The organism is Pseudomonas sp. NPDC088444, from assembly GCF_044900175.1.
In the GTDB taxonomy this organism is placed as follows: Bacteria; Pseudomonadota; Gammaproteobacteria; order Pseudomonadales; family Pseudomonadaceae; genus Aquipseudomonas.
In genome coordinates this window covers 383,210-401,216 of sequence record NZ_JBJDNK010000005.1, presented here as the reverse complement: position 1 = coordinate 401,216, position 18,007 = coordinate 383,210, and the positions used below count along the sequence as shown (strand labels likewise).

The 18,007-nt window shown below is 54.7% G+C and carries 20 protein-coding genes; 14 read left to right on the top strand and 6 right to left on the bottom strand.

What is annotated here, in order from left to right:
* Window positions 1-408 precede the first annotated feature (408 nt).
* Entirely contained in the window at window positions 409-1,248 is an 840-nt protein-coding gene (locus ACI2KB_RS12890; protein WP_404635008.1) for an SEC-C metal-binding domain-containing protein, read from the top strand.
* 231 nt (window positions 1,249-1,479) lie between these two features.
* Here the strand turns inward: ACI2KB_RS12890 and ACI2KB_RS12885 are convergent, their stop codons facing one another.
* Both ACI2KB_RS12885 and ACI2KB_RS12880 read right to left on the bottom strand, forming a co-directional pair.
* Complete coding sequence (locus tag ACI2KB_RS12885; RefSeq protein WP_404635006.1) at window positions 1,480-2,019, bottom strand: GNAT family N-acetyltransferase; 540 nt, start codon at window positions 2,017-2,019, stop codon at window positions 1,480-1,482.
* Between the two features lie 772 nt (window positions 2,020-2,791).
* Window positions 2,792-3,274 (bottom strand): GNAT family N-acetyltransferase, encoded by a 483-nt coding sequence (locus ACI2KB_RS12880; protein WP_404635004.1) that lies wholly within the window; start codon window positions 3,272-3,274, stop codon window positions 2,792-2,794.
* 260 nt (window positions 3,275-3,534) lie between these two features.
* On the opposite strand from ACI2KB_RS12880, the gene ACI2KB_RS12875 reads away from it, so the two are divergent.
* The gene (locus tag ACI2KB_RS12875; RefSeq protein ID WP_404635002.1) at window positions 3,535-4,635 is read left to right on the top strand and encodes a hypothetical protein; all 1,101 of its coding nucleotides are present in this window, start codon (window positions 3,535-3,537) and stop codon (window positions 4,633-4,635) included.
* Between the two features lie 328 nt (window positions 4,636-4,963).
* Here ACI2KB_RS12875 and ACI2KB_RS12870 read toward each other — a convergent pair whose 3' ends face one another.
* Complete coding sequence (locus tag ACI2KB_RS12870) at window positions 4,964-5,467, bottom strand: DinB family protein (protein WP_404635000.1); 504 nt, start codon at window positions 5,465-5,467, stop codon at window positions 4,964-4,966.
* A gap of 243 nt (window positions 5,468-5,710) precedes the next feature.
* On the opposite strand from ACI2KB_RS12870, the gene ACI2KB_RS12865 reads away from it, so the two are divergent.
* The 4 genes from ACI2KB_RS12865 (at window position 5,711) to ACI2KB_RS12850 (ending at window position 8,541) form a co-directional block, all read left to right on the top strand.
* Entirely contained in the window at window positions 5,711-5,911 is a 201-nt protein-coding gene (locus tag ACI2KB_RS12865) for a hypothetical protein (RefSeq protein ID WP_404634998.1), read from the top strand.
* A 41-nt stretch (window positions 5,912-5,952) separates the two neighbouring features.
* Window positions 5,953-6,219, top strand: a complete 267-nt coding sequence (locus tag ACI2KB_RS12860) for a hypothetical protein (RefSeq protein WP_404634996.1) — start codon at window positions 5,953-5,955, stop codon at window positions 6,217-6,219.
* 524 nt (window positions 6,220-6,743) lie between these two features.
* Complete coding sequence (locus tag ACI2KB_RS12855) at window positions 6,744-7,619, top strand: cycle-inhibiting factor (protein WP_404634994.1); 876 nt, start codon at window positions 6,744-6,746, stop codon at window positions 7,617-7,619.
* Between the two features lie 517 nt (window positions 7,620-8,136).
* Window positions 8,137-8,541, top strand: coding sequence for a helix-turn-helix domain-containing protein (locus ACI2KB_RS12850; RefSeq protein ID WP_404634992.1), 405 nt, complete (start codon window positions 8,137-8,139; stop codon window positions 8,539-8,541).
* 213 nt (window positions 8,542-8,754) lie between these two features.
* Here the strand turns inward: ACI2KB_RS12850 and ACI2KB_RS12845 are convergent, their stop codons facing one another.
* Window positions 8,755-9,591 carry an HNH endonuclease gene (locus ACI2KB_RS12845; RefSeq protein ID WP_404634990.1) on the bottom strand — a complete coding sequence of 279 codons (837 nt, stop codon included), beginning with the start codon at window positions 9,589-9,591 and terminating at the stop codon, window positions 8,755-8,757.
* 498 nt (window positions 9,592-10,089) lie between these two features.
* Between ACI2KB_RS12845 and ACI2KB_RS12840 the strand changes: the two genes are divergently transcribed.
* On the top strand, window positions 10,090-10,314 hold the full coding sequence (locus ACI2KB_RS12840; RefSeq protein ID WP_404634988.1) for a hypothetical protein: 225 nt from the start codon (window positions 10,090-10,092) through the stop codon (window positions 10,312-10,314).
* 531 nt (window positions 10,315-10,845) lie between these two features.
* Here the strand turns inward: ACI2KB_RS12840 and ACI2KB_RS12835 are convergent.
* Complete coding sequence (locus ACI2KB_RS12835) at window positions 10,846-11,778, bottom strand: LysR family transcriptional regulator (RefSeq protein ID WP_404634986.1); 933 nt, start codon at window positions 11,776-11,778, stop codon at window positions 10,846-10,848.
* 196 nt (window positions 11,779-11,974) lie between these two features.
* On the opposite strand from ACI2KB_RS12835, the gene ACI2KB_RS12830 reads away from it, so the two are divergent.
* The 7 genes from ACI2KB_RS12830 to ACI2KB_RS12800 all read left to right on the top strand — a co-directional run bounded on the left by ACI2KB_RS12830 (window position 11,975) and on the right by ACI2KB_RS12800 (window position 16,805).
* On the top strand, window positions 11,975-12,565 hold the full coding sequence (locus ACI2KB_RS12830; RefSeq protein ID WP_404634984.1) for an NADPH-dependent FMN reductase: 591 nt from the start codon (window positions 11,975-11,977) through the stop codon (window positions 12,563-12,565).
* A 14-nt stretch (window positions 12,566-12,579) separates the two neighbouring features.
* Window positions 12,580-13,446, top strand: coding sequence for a pirin family protein (locus ACI2KB_RS12825; protein WP_404634982.1), 867 nt, complete (start codon window positions 12,580-12,582; stop codon window positions 13,444-13,446).
* A gap of 20 nt (window positions 13,447-13,466) precedes the next feature.
* The gene (locus ACI2KB_RS12820; RefSeq protein WP_404634980.1) at window positions 13,467-14,069 is read left to right on the top strand and encodes a malonic semialdehyde reductase; all 603 of its coding nucleotides are present in this window, start codon (window positions 13,467-13,469) and stop codon (window positions 14,067-14,069) included.
* Window positions 14,070-14,088: 19 nt separating this feature from the next.
* Window positions 14,089-14,700 (top strand): NADPH-dependent F420 reductase, encoded by a 612-nt coding sequence (locus ACI2KB_RS12815; protein WP_404634978.1) that lies wholly within the window; start codon window positions 14,089-14,091, stop codon window positions 14,698-14,700.
* Window positions 14,697-15,764: an alkene reductase gene (locus tag ACI2KB_RS12810; RefSeq protein ID WP_404634976.1), complete on the top strand. Its 1,068-nt coding sequence runs from the start codon at window positions 14,697-14,699 to the stop codon at window positions 15,762-15,764. Before ACI2KB_RS12815 ends, ACI2KB_RS12810 begins: the two co-directional genes overlap by 4 nt.
* Window positions 15,765-15,963: 199 nt before the next feature.
* Complete coding sequence (gene rclC / locus ACI2KB_RS12805; protein WP_404634974.1) at window positions 15,964-16,575, top strand: reactive chlorine resistance membrane protein RclC; 612 nt, start codon at window positions 15,964-15,966, stop codon at window positions 16,573-16,575.
* Window positions 16,575-16,805, top strand: a complete 231-nt coding sequence (locus ACI2KB_RS12800; RefSeq protein WP_404634973.1) for a DUF2790 domain-containing protein — start codon at window positions 16,575-16,577, stop codon at window positions 16,803-16,805. The genes rclC and ACI2KB_RS12800 overlap by 1 nt, the downstream gene beginning before the upstream one ends.
* A gap of 187 nt (window positions 16,806-16,992) precedes the next feature.
* On the opposite strand, the gene ACI2KB_RS12795 is transcribed toward ACI2KB_RS12800, so the two are convergent.
* Window positions 16,993-17,886, bottom strand: a complete 894-nt coding sequence (locus ACI2KB_RS12795; protein WP_404634972.1) for a LysR family transcriptional regulator — start codon at window positions 17,884-17,886, stop codon at window positions 16,993-16,995.
* Window positions 17,887-18,007 lie beyond the last annotated feature (121 nt).

Below are 18,007 nucleotides of genomic sequence, written 5' to 3'. Positions count from 1 at the left end.
CTTGTCGAAGTTGAAGTGCCATTCCATTAGCCGTTTATTGAGCATGCATGCAGGGTATGGCATACGAGCTGTTTAGCAAAGTCCGACAAATGATCGTGGCCATGGCTGAGGGCAGCCGCTATCAGCCAGAGGTGGCCAATCCAACTGATTTTCGTAACGTTCAGAAATGAAAAACAGTTTTCACGGTGCCTACGGTGGGGTAGCCGAACTACCAAGGTGGCATGGCGAAGCCGTATTCCGTTCTCACGTTGGTCGCGAGGGCCAAATTGTTGCCCACCTCCCCCGCTTTGTTCACCTCATCTTACCAGCAAATCAACCCACCATTCGCAATTGGTGATAATCTGACACCCGAAAAACTCAAGCCAAGTACTGTTGTCATTCTCTAATTAAATTCGAGCATTCAAAAAAATGAGTGAGTCACATACGCAATCCCACGCAGAGCTATTAGAGCACCTCAACGAACAATTGGACTTCATCCAGTCTTCAGCCGAAGCTTTTGATAACGGAAAGATTAGTGAAGCGAAACGCATTGCACTTGCGATAAGAATTTTGGCGCACGATACCAAAAGATCCAAATCACTTTTAAGCCAACTAGACAGAAAGTCGACACTTTTTTGGGACACTGCCGAATCGTTCAATCCAGATAACGTATTGACTTATAGCGGACTAATACTGGCTCATATAAGCAATGGCACAGAGGCAACCTACAGACCTATTCTCGACTCCTTCGCGGGAAAACTTCCTAAGCTCGTAGATTTTGACAAATGGTGGAGCGCCACAGTATTTGTTGACTCCAGTAAAAGGCCGCTAAGCCGAAAGGATCTTGTACTTAGCATGGCCGACAAAGACGGTGGCGCACACGTAGACCCCGAGCTTAACGGGGTATACGCAGACCTCTCTCGAAAAAATTCACTTGGAGCACTTTTTATGGCCAGCGGCGAAAGCCAAGGGCAGCCGATTGATGGTGCAGAAAGAGCTGCGATTCGCCAAATCGGCCATGAGGTACTTAAAACTTTTTTAAATGGATATTCCAAAGATGTGGTCAACACCTCTGGCATGATGGTGGCTGGTGTCACAATGCTTGTGGGAGATGCTGCGACTCGACGGGCGAACGAGCTTGAGGCTGGAAACGCAAGGGTAACTGGTGGTCATCGACCTATCGCGAAGAAGAAAAAGGTTGGCAGAAATGAAATCTGCCCTTGTGGGACAAGCGGGAAAAAGTTCAAGCACTGCTGCGGAAGCGTTTGATGCGAAAGATCAATTTTCACCAGAAGGCGATCATGCCCGCCCTTGGCCGCGAGCCCAGCCATAAGCTTTCGCCCCAAGAGGCCCCACAGAATGTGATGCGACATCGTTATGAAGACTGGGTCACGGGGGGCAGCAGGTCGGCCGCAGACCGGTAAGCACCGCGCTGGCTCACGCCGCAGTGCATCTTAAAGCCGTGCGTCTCAACGCCGACACTTCCCAAAGAGGCACTCTTTACCACGCTGCGGCTTTACTCAGATTGATGACTATCATGCGACGTAGTTCGCACAGCTCAGGAATGTCTGAATCGGTCCCTGTTGCGATCCCGCCAAAGGCCTCGGCGATCAACCGACTGGGCTCATTTTCCCTCGCAACGGGATAGATGAAACCGGATGGGGCCACGTGTTCAGAGGCCCATTGCACCAGTCCGCCAACAGCTTCCTTACCAAAGCCTCGCCGATGTTTGTCCTCCCTTATCCATATCCCCAACTCCGGCGTTCGATCATTAACATTGTGCAGTCCGACCAACCCTAAAAAGCTTGCATCGTCCAGCTGTCGAATCGCGAAAACAATATCGCTGCCATCGGCTATAGCCGGTAGCCACTGTGCCCACAATTGCGCGTACTCCTCGCGGGACGCTGGGGGCTCCCAGGACATGTTCCGTGTTAACAAGGTCGTGAGGCTATCGTAGGACTCGACAGCGTCCGTTTCACAGAAAGGCCGGATCGAAAGGCGTGATGTTCGGATTATGAGTGCGCGCGTATCAATGGACACAAAGCTTAACTCCCTAGCAGTGGTGCTCCTATTAGAGATAACAATAACCTCTTGCTCGTCGCTGCGGGATATCGACTGACCGCTTCGGGTTGAAAGCAGCCTTTTACGAAGCCAGCTAAAGGTTGAGAATCGCCACTGAACGCCGCCTACGATCTGCCCGTTCGGTCAACAAAATTGCCAAGTTAAGCGCTAACGCCATTGATAAGAGACGGCGTTCACGAGTTGCCGCCGCGCCTGTTCGGAAAGCCATGGGAAATCTGACTTAAGGCGAGCGTCTGCCAGTAAGCAACTAGCTTCAAGATCGTTGCTCATCCGCCAGCTTGGGTTCTGGATTGCTGCAATCCATATGGTGTACAACATCTCACGCGCATCGGCATCCAGAGAGGGGGATGCTGACAAGACCTCATAAAAACTCCAAGGCTGTTCCCAGCTCTCGAATTTTTCTATTTCCAAGACCAATGTTCGGTGTCGTTCCATGGAATTATCTAAAGCCTAGGTGAGGGACAATCACAAGCGAATTCACCGTTGAGCGGCAGAATCAAATATTCATTGATCACTTTCGCTCACGTCAGCGGCATCAGCGATTTTCAAGCCGGTTCTGAACGGCATGGCGCTCTGAACTGCGGTGGAAACGGTGGCACCAGACCTGACGATCTTCGCCCCCAATTTTGCCTGCAAAGACCGCTCTCGGCCAGAAACAGACATCGTTCTACCCAAAATGACGAAAGCCCCGCGCGGGGCTTTCTGGTGTTTGATTAGATGCTGGGCGTGATCAGACCAAGGTCTTTTCGAGCGTAACCAGGTGTTCGGAGAAGCCCAGGTGCTCGTAGATACCCCGTGCTTGTGCGTTCTTCGCCAACGCCGGGATTCGTAGCCATCGGCACCCGGCCTCACGCGCACGTCTTTCGCATTCAGCCATCAGCAATTTGCCGGTACCCGTTCCCCGCGCGGTGGAAGCCACCGAAATGTGGCTGATGAAACCGTAGGTGAAGGGAATTTCGTCAATTTCCCCTTGCTGTTGCACGTTCGTGAAGATGGTGGCAAAACCAATGACTCGGCTCTCCAGTACCGCCACGAGGATTGAGCCGTCCTCTTCGGTGCATTGCTTCAACAAGGTGTCGATGTACCACTCGCCGATGGCGTCCACCGCCATCATCCGGTCGTATAGCGCGAGTTCAAAGTTTTGCAGGTCGCGGGCTACGGCCAGGAACTGCTCGGTGTCGTTCGGGTGGAAATCACGAATCAGTACGGTCAATTTTTCTCTTCGAGTCGTTGATAAATTGGGGCCGTTTCGATGGCGGCGGCATCAATTTATCATTTGAGTGCCCGGGTGTCCGCTAAGGGTTGTGGATTCAACCGGTCGATAACGGTCAGCCCCGACTGACTGCTACCGACCCGAAGCGGTCGGTCAACACCGGCAGAAACCGGCCATGGACACGCCGAAGGGAGTTCCATGCCACACTGATGTAGCTGCACGGCGGCTAGTCAATCAAAAATTATCATGGAGGAACTCTGATGCCCACAGCCTTTTCAACAGCGCTTTACTACCCATACATCGACATAAAAAATGAGCGTTGGCTACGAAGTGCGGTGTTGTTCTGGGACTCCGTCCGAACAATAGTCCCCGTCTCCCATCGTGAACCTTACTCGAATGATTTTGCTCGTGCCCTTTGTGATGAAGGCGTACTCAATCCAGTTCGTGTTTCATCGGATATGGAGGAAGTTGAGGAGCTCACTGAAAAGGTTCTCGATTTTCTTACGGCCCCAGCCTCGGCCGGTGTAATGTTTGATACAGACAAACACCCGACTCGTAGAATTCATCCCGAGAAGATGTCCTACGAGCTGCGCGAGCTTGCTCATATTCATCCGGAAAAGCTGCCATACATGATCCGCTCAGAACTTGAGCGTGGGCTTAATGATGACGGTTGGCTTCACGTCGCACCTGGTTTCGCAAATTTCTACATGACGCTCCTCGCCTCTCAATTGGCTGAGCGACTAGGCCTAGGCTTGGTGACCGAGTCGTCTGCAGCAGACCAATTGGCAATCGCTGTGCGCAAGGGAAAGCCGCTTGGCACTACTGGCGATCGACGCGTTGGCCGCCAGTTCGACGCGTTTGGATCGAGGCGCTCGTTGCCAACAGATGTTGCCCCTAGTTTGCTCATTGATCTTATGGTGCAAGGAATTTCTTTGCCTGAGCATCTGTCGGTGGGTGAAATTCTCAAGTTCAAAAAATACCACGCGGAAGAGCTGGCTGTATTTCGGCGAGAAATCTCACGTCTTACCGCGGACTTGCCTAAAGAGGTACCTATCGAGGCGCTGCGACAAGCCGTATCAGACCAGTATCAGGCCAACGTATTGCCAGCGATGCATAGTCTCCGAGAGTCCCTGCGGGCTCAGCGTTGGGATGCAGGCCTTAGCGGGTTATTAAAGGTCTCATTCTTCTCAGCTGCCCCAACCTCGACAGCAATCCTTGCAGGTATTCCAACCTCTATCGCTTTGGTTGCTGGAGTGGGAATCTCACTGACAGCATCAGCGGTCTTATTAGCAAATCAGAGACGGCGTACGATAATAGATAGTCCTTATTCTTATTTGCTTTCAATGGAACGCAATTGGTGAGCCGCTGACAGATTTATTCTATGTCTAGAGCCGCCTTTGGGGGGAAAACTACCACCCGCCGCTGACTGCTTTTGACCGATTGCTGTCTTTCGCGAAAGACAGCTTTGGGTCGATTCCTGCCGATCAAGACGTACCCGTGCGCTGGTCACACCCGATGCAAATGGGTGGTCAAGTGGGATGCAAACGCTTGGTCAAGTCAGGTGCAATTTCCCAGCTGGCGTTGCGCAGATGCAGTCTGGTACGGCACATTTCATGTCAGGCCCGATATGCAGGTTTGAAGCGCTCATCAGCAAATGCGCATAAAACCTTCAGATACTCGATGGCGCGTCTACCCACGCGCCCGCTGGCGACGCTGCGGCTCGGCACCGTGAATGAACACGCTATAGGTATCAGCCGGACGTTTTCCCCCGCCAAGATCCAGGGCATGGCCGATCGCGCCCCGGTGATAGGTGCCATGGTTGATCAGATGGAAGAGGATTTCCTGGCGCGTCATCGTCCCATGCTGCCCGTCCGTAAATACAAAGCTTACAGCGCTGCAAAGCTCCGTCGGGGCAAGGCGCGCAAGGTAATCGGTGACCCACGCGTTGCTTGCAGTCAGGCGCTGCGTGAGAACGTACAGATCAGGAACGAGCTCGGTATTGGTTGCGGGATGCGGCGCTAGCTCGCCCAGCAGGCGGGCTTTGAACAGCTCCTCGACGATGACCATATGGTTAAGCTGTTGGCGCATGAATGCAAACGCTGGCGAGGTCTGGTTCTTTCGTTCAAAGTTTGCCAAGGCGGCCAAGGTGCGCTCATCGGCCCACACCTTGTAACGGTACGCATCCTTCAACATTTTCGCTCCCCACGCGTCGATTCAAGTCCAGCGAAAGGGTAGCACCACCGTGTAGGGGGGCAGTTATTGGCCGATAGCAGTCGGTCGTCAGCGGCGATGCCTACCCCAGAATGGCGGCCGCGAGGTGCCTGAGCAAGGAGCGGATAGTACAATTAGCCACCGTTGCGTTTCGATTGGTTGGCAAGCAACAGCAGATGCAGATGACCTTCCGATAACAGGCCTTTCCCCGAACCTTTTCAAGCGTTGTTCGACTTACCAGAGCAGGACTTTGCCGCACTGGGGCATACGATTACCTTCCACAGCCACCCCGGCTTCCTTGACCGTATCGAATTGAAGGACTCCGAAATAGGCCAGAGCGTGCTGTTGCTCATGACGATCTCCCTTGCTTACGCCGCCCTCCAGATGGCATTGACAGCAATCCAGGTGCTACAGATTGCCCGCTGAGCACGAAGCCAGCAGGAGAGAAGATAAATCAGGATCAGAAAATGGCTGCTGGGGAGCTACTTTCTATTGCTAGTGCGATATTGCTGTTTGGTTGCGCGGTACCTGTGACCTACCTCCTGCTGGTTGAGGCGTTATCTCAGGCGTATAGCTTCACCGCCATCTTGAAGATGTTTTTCGGGGCGGCGGTGATGCTACTCTGGTGGTCTGCCCTTTTGGCTGGCCTCCTTGTTTCCGCATTAGGAGGAAGCTTTCCTTCCCTCGTCAGACCTGACCTGCGCCCCTTCCATGGCCGAATGATGGCAATTTGATCGAGAATGGTGTTTTTTCAATGCTTTCCTTCGGGGGTATGGCATAGCAGCCCTATGTCGCGAGCTTTATCGCAATATGCTTCATGAAGGCCCCAAGGATAGGCTTGGATTGGATTTTCCAGGGTTCATGGTTATTGATTAATTTATAAACCTTATCATTGGGGCGAGCGCAACCTAAGTCGCAGCTAGGAACGAATTAAGCTGGCTCACCAATGGCTCGTCGACCTCCCAAGGGCCACCATTTTTCGGGGGGCTGCATATACAGGTGGGTTGCTCGAGGAGCGGTCGCGTGCAATGACAATGGCTTTGTATCTCTGCCAAGTGCGAGACTGCTCCTCCGCCAAATCATATGCGCCCACTTAGAGCACTTGTCCCCCAGCGTTTCCTGGCCGTTTTTGCCTGCTCCAACCTGCGCTGTCTATGGGGCTGGCAATTGGCGGGGGATTGTTGCCGGATTTAGATTTGGAACCTAGCGCTTCTTCTGGCCACTCATGGCATTGAGTCCTAACCATTAGGTGACATGCATGAGAAGCTCGTTTAATCCGACAAGTCCAGCGCTCCCTGACATTCGCCTGCATACAGCTGCAAGCCGCCACACAGGAGCGATTCAATCCAGAGCGTTGAATGCGTCCAGTGCCGCGCAAAACCCTTCCACGAAACACCTGAAAAACTTTGCCTCAGCAGCTGCGACGAATTTGAAAGCGAACGCGTTGCTCAACAGCGATGACACCGCGACACCGATTCAGAAGAAAAATCCTGGAGCGATTCTCAAAGCAATTGACGACAACATCGAGGCCACGGCGACGGATTGGGGTATGGCCAAGCACGAGGTTGAGCAGATGTTGGGCAGCAGTAAAAAGTTTAACGAGCCTGTATGCGGCGTCAGTGCTAATAACATCATGAAGCTGTTTTTAGATAGCGACAGTCACAGCTATGACTTTGCAAGCAGCAGTTCATTGTCTATGGACGAGCTGCATCAGCGTCTGGACAACTTACCTCCCGATAAAAATTTCATCTTGAGAGTGAACGATGGGGTCATGGGGCACGCCTACGTGGTGGACCTCCCCGCCAGCAACAAACCCAATCGCGATGCGTTTCTGTACCAATCTGACCTTGGGGACGGTGCCACTCGCACGTTGAGCCTCAATGACTGGATGAGCAAGCGAGCAGACCATCCTGTTCCACTGAGCGAGATCCGTTCGCATTTTTATAACATGGCGTCTGGGACGGTGGATGCACAGCAGTTGGCAAATCTGTTCGACATCGACAGAAACCCAAGTGTCATTCGAACAGAGCGGCTGAACCTGAGCAAAGCCTCGGATTTCAATCTTCAGCTGAAGGACTATGAGCTAAGCAACCTTGAGAGCAACATGGCACATATCCAGTCAGCAATTTCCTAAGCCGCTCAATCATAGTTCTTTATGTTCCGAAATACGCCGAGAGGTTGGCCCGAAGGAGCGTATCCATAATCGAAGGCGGAAGGGCTTACGTGGACATCGCGCAGCAGATGCACGCCGTCTAGAAGGCGGTATGCTTGGTAAAGAGTACGCTGTCCAAGATCACACGATCACTGTCATGAGGGTACGGTCGCCGTATCCTCCTTGGGTGATAGCTGACGCCTTCCTAGCGGGAAGTTGAAACTTCAGAGGGTAGATACGTTCGCCAAAATTGTCGCATCTGCAGTGTGAAATTTTGGAGACGACCAGGACATCCCCTGAGCTGTACCGGGGACAGAAAAATCGCGAGCGATGATCTGGGTACAGCGTAGCCGTCAGATGGAACGGTTAATCCAAGAGTCTAATTCGGCTCATTGCCGTTCTCAGATCAAGCCTTTAGCCGAAGGCGTGTGGTAGCCTCATCGCTCTAGATCGCTTGCCCTTCGCGAGCAAGCACTGATGCCGAAGACCCAAGGTATTTATGTCGCTAAAAACTGCCTTCGCCTCCGTACTCAAAGCGATTCGAGGCGCGCGCGGGCTTTCGCAAAAAAATCTAGCAGAGGTTAGCAGCCGGACCTACGTATCGAAGCTGGAACGTGGGCAAAGCAGCCCAACGCTAGAGATGATGACGGCCCTTAGCGCTCCTCTAAATCTAAGCCCTCTTACTTTGGTGGCCATAACGATCGGGGCGGAAACAGGCCAGTCGATTAAATCCCTGATTGATTGCGTCGACGATGAGGTGAGTGAGCTTGCTCGGGCCGGCGTTCTGAAAGAGTTGCAAATACCCAGTGGCAAAGCGAGGTCTTCGAATCGAGTTGCTCCACGGGCCAAGACTAGGCATTCGGTTAGGCCGGCCCAGCAGGCTGAGTTTTGCTTTGCAGACTGATCCGGCGGAATAACCCTAGATCGAATCACCCTTTTCATTAGGCCTCTACAGAGAAGCCCAAACACAAACGTGAGTGGGACTACGCCATGATGAAACCGATGCGGATGCTTCAGCCTGAGGTCGAAATCAGGGTGTCCAGTGGCGCAAGGGATTGGGTGACTTTCACTTCGTTCTGGGTCACCCGCGCCCTCTAATCCGTCATGAGGCTCATGCCTATAGCTCGGCCCAGAACAGATTTTCCCGGTGCCATGCGAGATATTTGAGGTGTTCAGGCGATAGTTTGACGTTCAAATCTGAAGAGCAATTTAGGATTTTCCGGTCACTCTCAGACAAGTATGGGGAGATTAGGATTTGCCCCTTATCGTCAAACGAGACATAGCCCTTGTCGAAAAGGGCGTCGAGGCTAGGATTTAGCAGTAGTCCGTTGTATACGTCGAGCCGTTCTCCATTGCTCGACTCTCGCCAAGGTTTGATGTGAGAGGCTCTGAGAATGTCGATTTGCGAGCAGTCCGTGGCCGAGCATTTGCCCCAGTGCTTCACCAGCTTCTGGCGAAAAGCGCCCTGCCCGACTCGTGCGAGTATTAGCTGCATTTTTTCTGTTTCAGTGAGCACCGCGTCAGCCAGAATCTGTTGCTCCTGACCCTTTGCGATGACTTCGGCCACATCCTCGGTCAGCCAATATTTGCGAGTAGTCCCAAAGCTTCCATCGCGGCTTGGCTTGACGCCAATTGAGATACAGAAACGTTCGAATTCCAGCTGCAAACCTCCATGATGGACTGGGTGTGAACCATAGATCCTGTTAAGGGCAACGTTGGTTTTGCTACCGTGTTTGTCCTGATTGGAACCATGGGCTCGGATCTTATTGTTTACGTAGCCAATAAAGCGTGACGGAGCAAAAGCTATACCCGATTCATTCAGGTAGGGCAGATAGCATTTCCCATGCTTGATGAGGTCAAGATAGATCTGTCGACCATCGCCACTAGAAGAACCTGCACGATCAAGCTCAGCAAGGTTCTCTGCTACTTGTTCTTCGTTTGACACCAGTTCCATCATCGCTCCATAGAATGAGAGGCCCGGCTCAATGGCTGGGCGTTAAGGTCAAGAGTTTCTAATGGCCACAGGTAACTCCTCACGAATGACGTTCGTTACACCTCACCCTCAGGCCCCCGCCTCTTTCAATTTTTACAGTGGCCGCGCTTTTTGTGGTGCTTGCTGCAATACTTCTTTTCATCTCCATGCAGACACTTATTTTGCTGTTCTTTCTCCCAAGGCGACAGGCAGGAAATGAATCCGCATCCCCGCCCTTCTGGCATCAGCGCCACGGTTCATGTCCTTAATCGCCGGTGACCCTCTCTCTCTGCGCCTCTGACGATACATTGCCAAAGGCACACCACCTTGGCTTATGTCCTCAATCTCGTGCTCATGGAAAATCACGGTCGTATCTTCACGAGGTGCCCATGACGATCAATCATCGAATAGCTGTTGATCCATACAGTATTTGAGATTAGCCTAGAAGGAGAACATCTGTACTCCTACGGTATTTTTCCCATGACTGACACAGCCCATATCCCCGAAGAATCCCCCTTCGATCTCGGCGTGCCCACTGAGCTGGAGAGCTATCAGCACCAGTGCCTAATGCTCCTGGATGAGCTCCACGAAGCGTGGGCAGACATCAGAAAGCTCAAAGGCGACACCCGTACGCTGGTTGCAATGAATGATGCCCTGACTGCAGAGCTGAACGCGCTGAAGGCAGCTCAACTGAGAGCTCACTGAACAAATCAGGAGGGGTGCGTTGTCGGATGAGAGATTGGACGCCAAATCTAGCTCACTGCATCCCCTACCCTTTAGAGTCCATAGCCTCACGCCCGGCGTCATCGCTTGTGGGCACGCCGAGCCTGTCATGTACGACAAGTCAGCGAAGACTGATTGAATGCTCACGCTGGCTTCAGGTCATCTATTACGTTGACCTCGAAGACGCTAAAGCCAAGGAGATTTTTATGAACCTTGCAATGACCATCTTCAGCATGATCGCAGGTTGGATAGCCGTAGCCATCGCTATGCTCTGGGGTATAGTGCGGATTACCCGCCCGACATCTACCGAGTGAGGGTGATCCCGACTACCCGAACCGCCTCGCTGAGGGCCGTGCGCTGTCAGGGTTCGATGCGTCGATTCTGGGACCAATTGCGAACATCAAGGAGAGTGAGCTGGCGACGTGAGTGGAGTGGCGGCGTATTGGGGCGGACTCTTTTAAGTCCGCTTTGGGTTGAAAGCAGCCGCTCAAGCAGCATGTGGAAAGCCCTCTATCACTTAAGCGGAGAACTCGTACTGCGCTTACCGCTGTCCATCAACCCCATTTCCTTGATGGTGGTTGCTGCGAATTCGATGAACGCAGAGACCGCGCGAGGCAGTTGACGGCGGCTGTGATAGACAAGATGCACGCCTATTGCGCCTGAGGTGTAATCAGGGAGCACTTCCTTCAAGCGCCCTGCATCGATATGGGCAGCGCTGAGCGCTATGGGCAGCAGCGCAATACCCAATCCGGCCAGCGCCGCTTCAAGCTGCGCAGAAGACGTATTGGCCTGAAATGGTCCGTCTACTTCGATGGTCGCCGCTGAATGGTCGACACCGCCGAGCCGCCAGGTGGTGCGAGGGCCACCGTGAGACGGTGAGGTGATGCAGTTATGGGCGCTCAAATCCGCTGGCTGTGCCGGTACGCCGTGTGCCGCCAGATAGCCTGGGCTCGCCACCATCGTTTGATAACTCGTGCCCAGTTTGCGTGCGAACAGCGATGGATCGCGATCACCGCCGCGCATGGCGACGTCTATTCCTTCGCCTAGCAGATCGACGCGCGCGTCATCCAGCTCAAACTCAAGACGTACTCGCGGATGCTCGGCGATGAATTGCGCCACAGCCTGTGCCGGAAACCAGTTGAAAAAATCCACAGGAGCCGCCACCCGAACACGACCAGCAATCTCGGCAGAATCATTCGTCACTTGACCGGCAACCCGCAGCAACGCATCGATCTGATCGGCAGATTCGGCGTAAAAATTGGTCCCTGCATCGGTCAACACTAAACGCCGCGTGGTGCGCTGCATCAGCCGTGTACCTAACGCGGCCTCCAATTGCTGCACACGCCTGCTGGCAGTACTGGGTGGCATGCCGAGACGCCGCCCTGCTTCGGCGAAACTCCCCGCTCGAACGACTTGAACAAAAAGTGCGACATCATTCAGGTCCACGTGATTACCGCCGTTTCTGCATGAGTGAGAGAGATCCGCCCATTCTAGACCGAGCCTGAACCGGCTAGTAGTCCTGCTAATTGCACTCATTTATGAGCGAGTGCATCTCACCCACCCATCTTTCTGAATGATCGGAGACTTTCTAAAGTGGGCTCCATGGCGCACAGGCGCCTCACTTTTTCTCAGGAGACTCACCATGACCACCGTTTCCGTCATCGTCGGCAGCACTCGTGACAGCCGCTTCTCCAGCGCCCCGGCCAACTGGATCAAGCACCACCTGGAACAGCGTGAAGGGCTGAACGTGCGCTTGCTCGACTTGCGCGATTTTGATCTGCCGTTCTTCGACAGCGCCATGCTTCCTGGCTTTCCTGGCCGTCCGGCGTATGAGAACGAAAATGTTCGTCGCTGGACTGAACAGATTGCGACCTCTGATGCGTTCGTCGTAGCCACCGCCGAGTACAACTTTGGCCCGCCCGCTGTTCTGAAGAACGCGCTGGACTGGGTCTACCCAGAGTGGAATCGCAAGCCGATTGGTTTCGTGAGCTGGGGCAGCGTTGGCGGCGCCCGCGCCGTACAGCAACTGCGCGAAATCGCGACCGAGCTTCAGATGGCTTCGATTCGTACAGCAGCGCATATCCCGGTCGGCGCGATCTATGCCCACTTCCAGGGCAAAACAGATGAAATCGAGGCCGCGTTGCAGGCGCAGAACGATCAGGCGGGACGCATGATCGACGACCTGCTCTGGTGGTCGGATGCCCTTAAAACCGCCCGCAACACAACCGCCTGATCGAGGAGATGACCATGTCCCGCGCTGCTGAAAAAACCACTGTGCAACTGCGTCAGATCACTCATCGCACCCATGGGCGACGCAACGGCCCTGCCGTGCGCCTGATGAGCCCGTCAGATTTCGGCCAGATCCTCAAACCGTTCGTGTTTCTGGATTTCTTCGACATGCAGGGTCCGCCTTTCGTGGGCGACCTTCATCCACATTCGGGGATTGCCACATTGTCCTATCTGATCGATGGGCGGATGGACTTGATTGATCCGGATGGCACCACGGTCGTTCTGCCCAGTGGCGGCGTCGAGTGGATGCAGGCAGGTAAAGGCATGTGGCACGGCGGCAGCGTCGGCGATGAGGATCATGGTCGGGTGCGTGGCTTTCAGCTCTGGGTTGCTCTGCCACCCGAGTCGGAACTCGGGCCGACACGCTCTGCCTTTCAGAGGGCCGAAGACATCGTCAGCGCAGGTCCGGCACGTGTTCTGCTAGGCAGCTACGGCAGTGTCAGCAGCGTAATCGAAACCCCGTCGCCCATGAATTTCCTGGCCGTGAAACTCAAGGCCGGAGAGCGGTGGACCTATGTCTCGCCAAAGGGACACACGGTGCTCTGGGTATCGCCCGTTGAAGGAGGGCTGCTGGCCAACGGTGAAAAACTTCACCCTGAAGAGTTGGTGGCGTTCGAACGTTCCAGTCAGTCGGTTCACTTCGAGGCGTTGAGTGACACCCAGTTCATCCTGGGGTCTGCCGTACCTCACAAGCACGACCTCGCTCTGGGCTATTACTCGGTTCACACCTCGCCGCAGGCGTTGAAGATCGGAGAAGCTCACATTCAAACGATCGGCAAACGCCTGGTCGAAGAAGGTCGCCTGGACCGCCGGGACATCCGATAACAGCTTCGAAGGAGAACACCATGTCTATTCGCTCTGCGATGACCAATGATGTGCTGGCTCAACTGTTCACGGACGCCCGCTCCCATCATCACTGGACAGAAAGGCCGGTATCGGACGAGTCGCTCAAGGCACTCTACGAGCTGGCCAAATGGGGCCCGACCAGCGGGAACCTTCAGCCTGCCCGCATCGTTTTTGTCCGCTCCGAGGAAGGGAAACGCAAGCTTTATCCCGCCCTTGAGGGCATGGGCAGCAACCCCGAGCAAGTGCGGATGGCGCCTGTAACCGCCATCGTGGCTCAGGACACGAGGTTCTTTGACCAGGCACCTCGCCTGTTCCCCCGCATGAATTTCAAGCCGATGTTTGAGGCCGACGCGGCCTTTGCCGAGTCGATTGCCTACCGCAGCAGCTCGCTGACAGGGGCCTACCTGATGATCGCGGCGCGCGGCCTGGGGCTGGATGTGTGCCCCATGTCCGGTTTCCACAACGCGATCATCGATGAGGCTTTTTTCAGCGGCACGTCATGGAAGGCAAACTTCATTTTCACCATCGGCCATGGCGATGACGCGCGCCTTTACCCACGTGACCCTCGGCTGTCATTCGAGGAAGCCTGCCGCTTTGAGTGAAGGACAAACAGGAGCAAATATGAAAAGCATCGGAATCATTGGCGCCGGACAAATCGGCAGCGCAATTGCTCAGCAGCTCGCGCGTTTGAACATTGAAGCAACGCTGGCGAACAGCCGAGGACCTGAAACCCTGCACGAGCAGGTCAGGCAACTGGGTCCTTCGATCAAGGCCGGGACACGTGAGGACGCGGCTGCCAAGGACATCGTGTTCGTGGCGGTTCCCTGGAAGAAGTTGAAGGAGGCACTCACGGGCCTGCCAAACTTTGAAGGACGCATCGTGGTGGACACAACCAACCCATTGCAGAAACAGCCCTTTGCGGCCATCGATATCGGTGGTCAAGCCTCCTCAGCGCTGGTCGCGCAAATGGTCCCAGGTGCCCGTTTAGTCAAGGCGTTCAATCATCACGCTTATTGGAATCTGGCGGCCGAGCCCACAAAAGAAGGCAGTCAACGGATTCTGTTCTACGCAGGCGAGGATGCGGCGGCCAAGGCTGAGATCGCATCTCTGATCGAGCGCCTGGGGTTCTTCGGCGCGGACATGGGAGATATCGAAACAGGCAGTCGTTTGTTCCAGCCACCGACAGGCCCGCTTGCAGGTCCCAATCTCGTGAAGATGGAGTTGCAGGCATGAATCAGCTGTTCGCACCCACGATGCTTGGCGGCGCATTACTTCAAAATCGCATCGTCATGGCGCCGATGACCCGAGCCCGTGCCGACAGCGATGGAACCCCAGGACCGCTGGCTGCCGAATACTACGCACAGCGCGCAAGCGTGGGTTTGATCATCACCGAAGGCACCCAGCCTTCCGACGATGGCCAGGGATATCCCGCAACGCCCGGCATCTACACGGATGCACATGTGGCGGGCTGGGGTGAAATTACAGCCGCAGTACACGCTCAGGGCGCTCGCATCTTCTTTCAACTGATGCATGCCGGGCGCATGTCACATCCGCTCAACACGCCCCATCATCGGCAAGGTGTGGCGCCCTCGGCGATCGCCCCTGGGCAGCAGATCTTTACGTTGTCAGGTATGAAGGACATACCAGTGCCGCGTGCCCTTGACCTCGATGAAATCCCGCAGGTGATCAACGAGTATCGATACGCTGCGCGCCGCGCAGTGGACGCCGGAGGTGACGGTGTGGAGATTCATGGTATCGCCTACCTCATTCATCAGTTCCTGGCGATCAGCAGCAACCAGCGTACGGATCGCTACGGCGGTACGCTGGAGAACCGCGCACGTTTTGCCATTGAGGTTGCAGAGGCTGTCGTGGAGGAGATTGGAGCGGATCGAACGGGTATTCGCCTGTCGCCCGGCTTTGGCGGGATGGGACTCAACCATGGTGATGAGGGCCCTGATCTGTATCGCTATCTGGTGGGCGAACTCGATAAGCTCGGCCTCGCGTACCTGCATATTGTTCATTACGGCGACGACGCGCTTTTGCACGATCTGCGCAAACTCTGGCACCAGGCGCTCATTCTGAACCGACCTGAGCGACCGCGTGAAGACGTCGGGAAAGACATTGCCAGCGGTCTGGCCGATCTTGAATCGTACGGGCAAATGACGCTAGCCAACCCCGACTTGATTCGCCGGTTGAAAAGCAATGCACCGCTCAATGTCGCCGACCCCAGCACCTATTTTGGCAGCAGCCCGCAGGGCTATGCGGACGGGTACACCGATTATTCGACATTGGCCTGATCGCTTATCCCTTGTGAGTGTTACAGCACGGCCGCTGCCATTTGGCAGCGGCCGTTTTCGTTGAAGCTGCTGTCAGCAATGCTCGAAAAACGCCACCCCCGAGATTGAGCAGATCACGCAAAGAATTGATCCCATCGCGAATAACAGGCTTCGGCCCTCCCTTTACTCTGAGCCCACACCAATTTAAGGGCTCATCATCATGAACTCCCCAAATACCCTGATTCAAAAGCTGCTAATCCAGGCAACACAGCTCGATAAACTCGGCGTGCATCTGATCCGTATCGGCGTTGCAATCATTTTCATCTGGATTGGCGCGCTGAAATTCGTGCCGTACGAAGCCGACAGCATTACGCCGTTCGTGGCCAACAGCCCTGTCATGTCGTTCTTCTACGAACACCCCGAGCAATACAAGGCTCACTTGACTCACGAAGGCCAGCTCGACCCTGTGCAGCGCCAATGGCAGACCGACAACCACACTTACGCATTCTCTGACGGTCTAGGCACAGTCGAAATTCTGATTGGCTTGCTGGTGCTCTCGTACGCCTTCTCAAGACGCATGGGCATGGTCGGATCTGTCCTCGCATTTCTGACGCCCCTGGTGACGCTGTCATTCCTGATCACCACCCCCGAAGCCTGGGTATCGAACCTTGGAGATGGAGACTTCGGGTTTCCTTACTTGTCGGGAGGTGGACGGCTTGTGCTCAAGGATGTGCTGATGCTGGCGGGAGCAGTGGTCATGATTGCGGATTCTGCTCGCCAATTGCTTCAGGAAAAACCGGCTCCACAGGCTTACGAGGCTCAGAGCGTCTAATGAAAACACTCGCACTTTCACTCGTCTTTGCTTGTTTCGCCGCGAATGCCTTTGCTCAAGACGCTTCGCCGACCTCGGCACGATCACTGGACATCGTCCAAGTCATCAGTCAGACGACCGACGACGGTACCTATGGCCTCGTACCGATGCACCTGGTGTACAAGGACTCCAAAGGCCTCGTTCATACCCTTGATTACACGATCATTGGCAGCGGCTGTTCCAACGGCTGATTGATGTCCAGAGGCCGCCTTCTTGTGGAGGCGGCCATCTATCAACGTTGTCCTGAAGTTCTTCCCCTGTGATTCTGGCTTATTTACACCCGCCATCCAGTGAGCGGCCGCTATCGGCCAAAAGCGGACAGCCAGTGAGGCCCTTAGTGACCCTCAGCAGGTTCGAACATTCTTGAATGGGATGTTCTCAGCGCTCAGAGCGCAGGGCCTGAACCACCAACGAGAAAGCTGGTGAGGGTTGTCTCCTGCTGGGGTAATAGAGGAAATACCCAGCAAAAGGAGCACACCAGTCATCCAGGACGCGGATTAACCGTCCCTCCGCGATGTGCGGCGCAAACTCTTCCTCCGGCAACCAGGCGATCCCCAAGCCAGCTAATGCCGCATCAACGATATTTGGCGAGGTATTGAAGATCAGTTGGCCGTCGACCCGGACATTCACCTGTCGCCCTCGTCGCTGGAAATCCCACACATAAAGCCCACCAGAGGTTTGCATTCGCTGGTTGATGCATTTGTGCTTCAACAGGTCGCGCGGGCTTCTGGGTTTGGGGTTCGCAGCGAAGTAAGCCGGTGAACCCACCACCGCCATGCGTAGCGGCGAGCCTATTGGGACGGCAATCATGTCCTTGTCGATTGTGTCGCCCAGACGCACGCCAGCATCGAAGCGGTCTGCAACGATATCGCGCAAGCCGTAATTCACATCGAACTCCACATTAATGTCGGGATAGTCGTGCAGCAAAGGTGTGAGTCTGGGCAGCAGTATCGTACGCAGGACATGGTCACCGCTGGTGATCCGCACTGTGCCTGCGGGTTTGTCGCGCATCTCCGTCAACCCATCCAGTTCTGCTTCGATTTCATCGAAACGGTGGCCGATGGCGTTCAGCAGTCTTTCACCCGCGATAGTCGGTGAGACACTACGTGTCGTGCGGGTCAGCAGGCGAATCTTCAGCCGTGTCTCCAGCCCACTGATGGTCTGACTGAGAGCAGATTGAGTGACTCCCAACTGGGCCGCCGCACGGGTGAAGCTGCCCTCACGTGCCACGGTGACGAAGGAAAGGAGGTCGTTGAAATTGCGTTTGGCCATTGCCGTAGTTTCTCACAATTCATTCATTAGCCATACTTATAAGGCCATGAACAATTGAGTAGCTAGTCGAATCCAGGTCAGGCGACGAACATGGCGTCCAATATCTTAATCTGAGGATTCG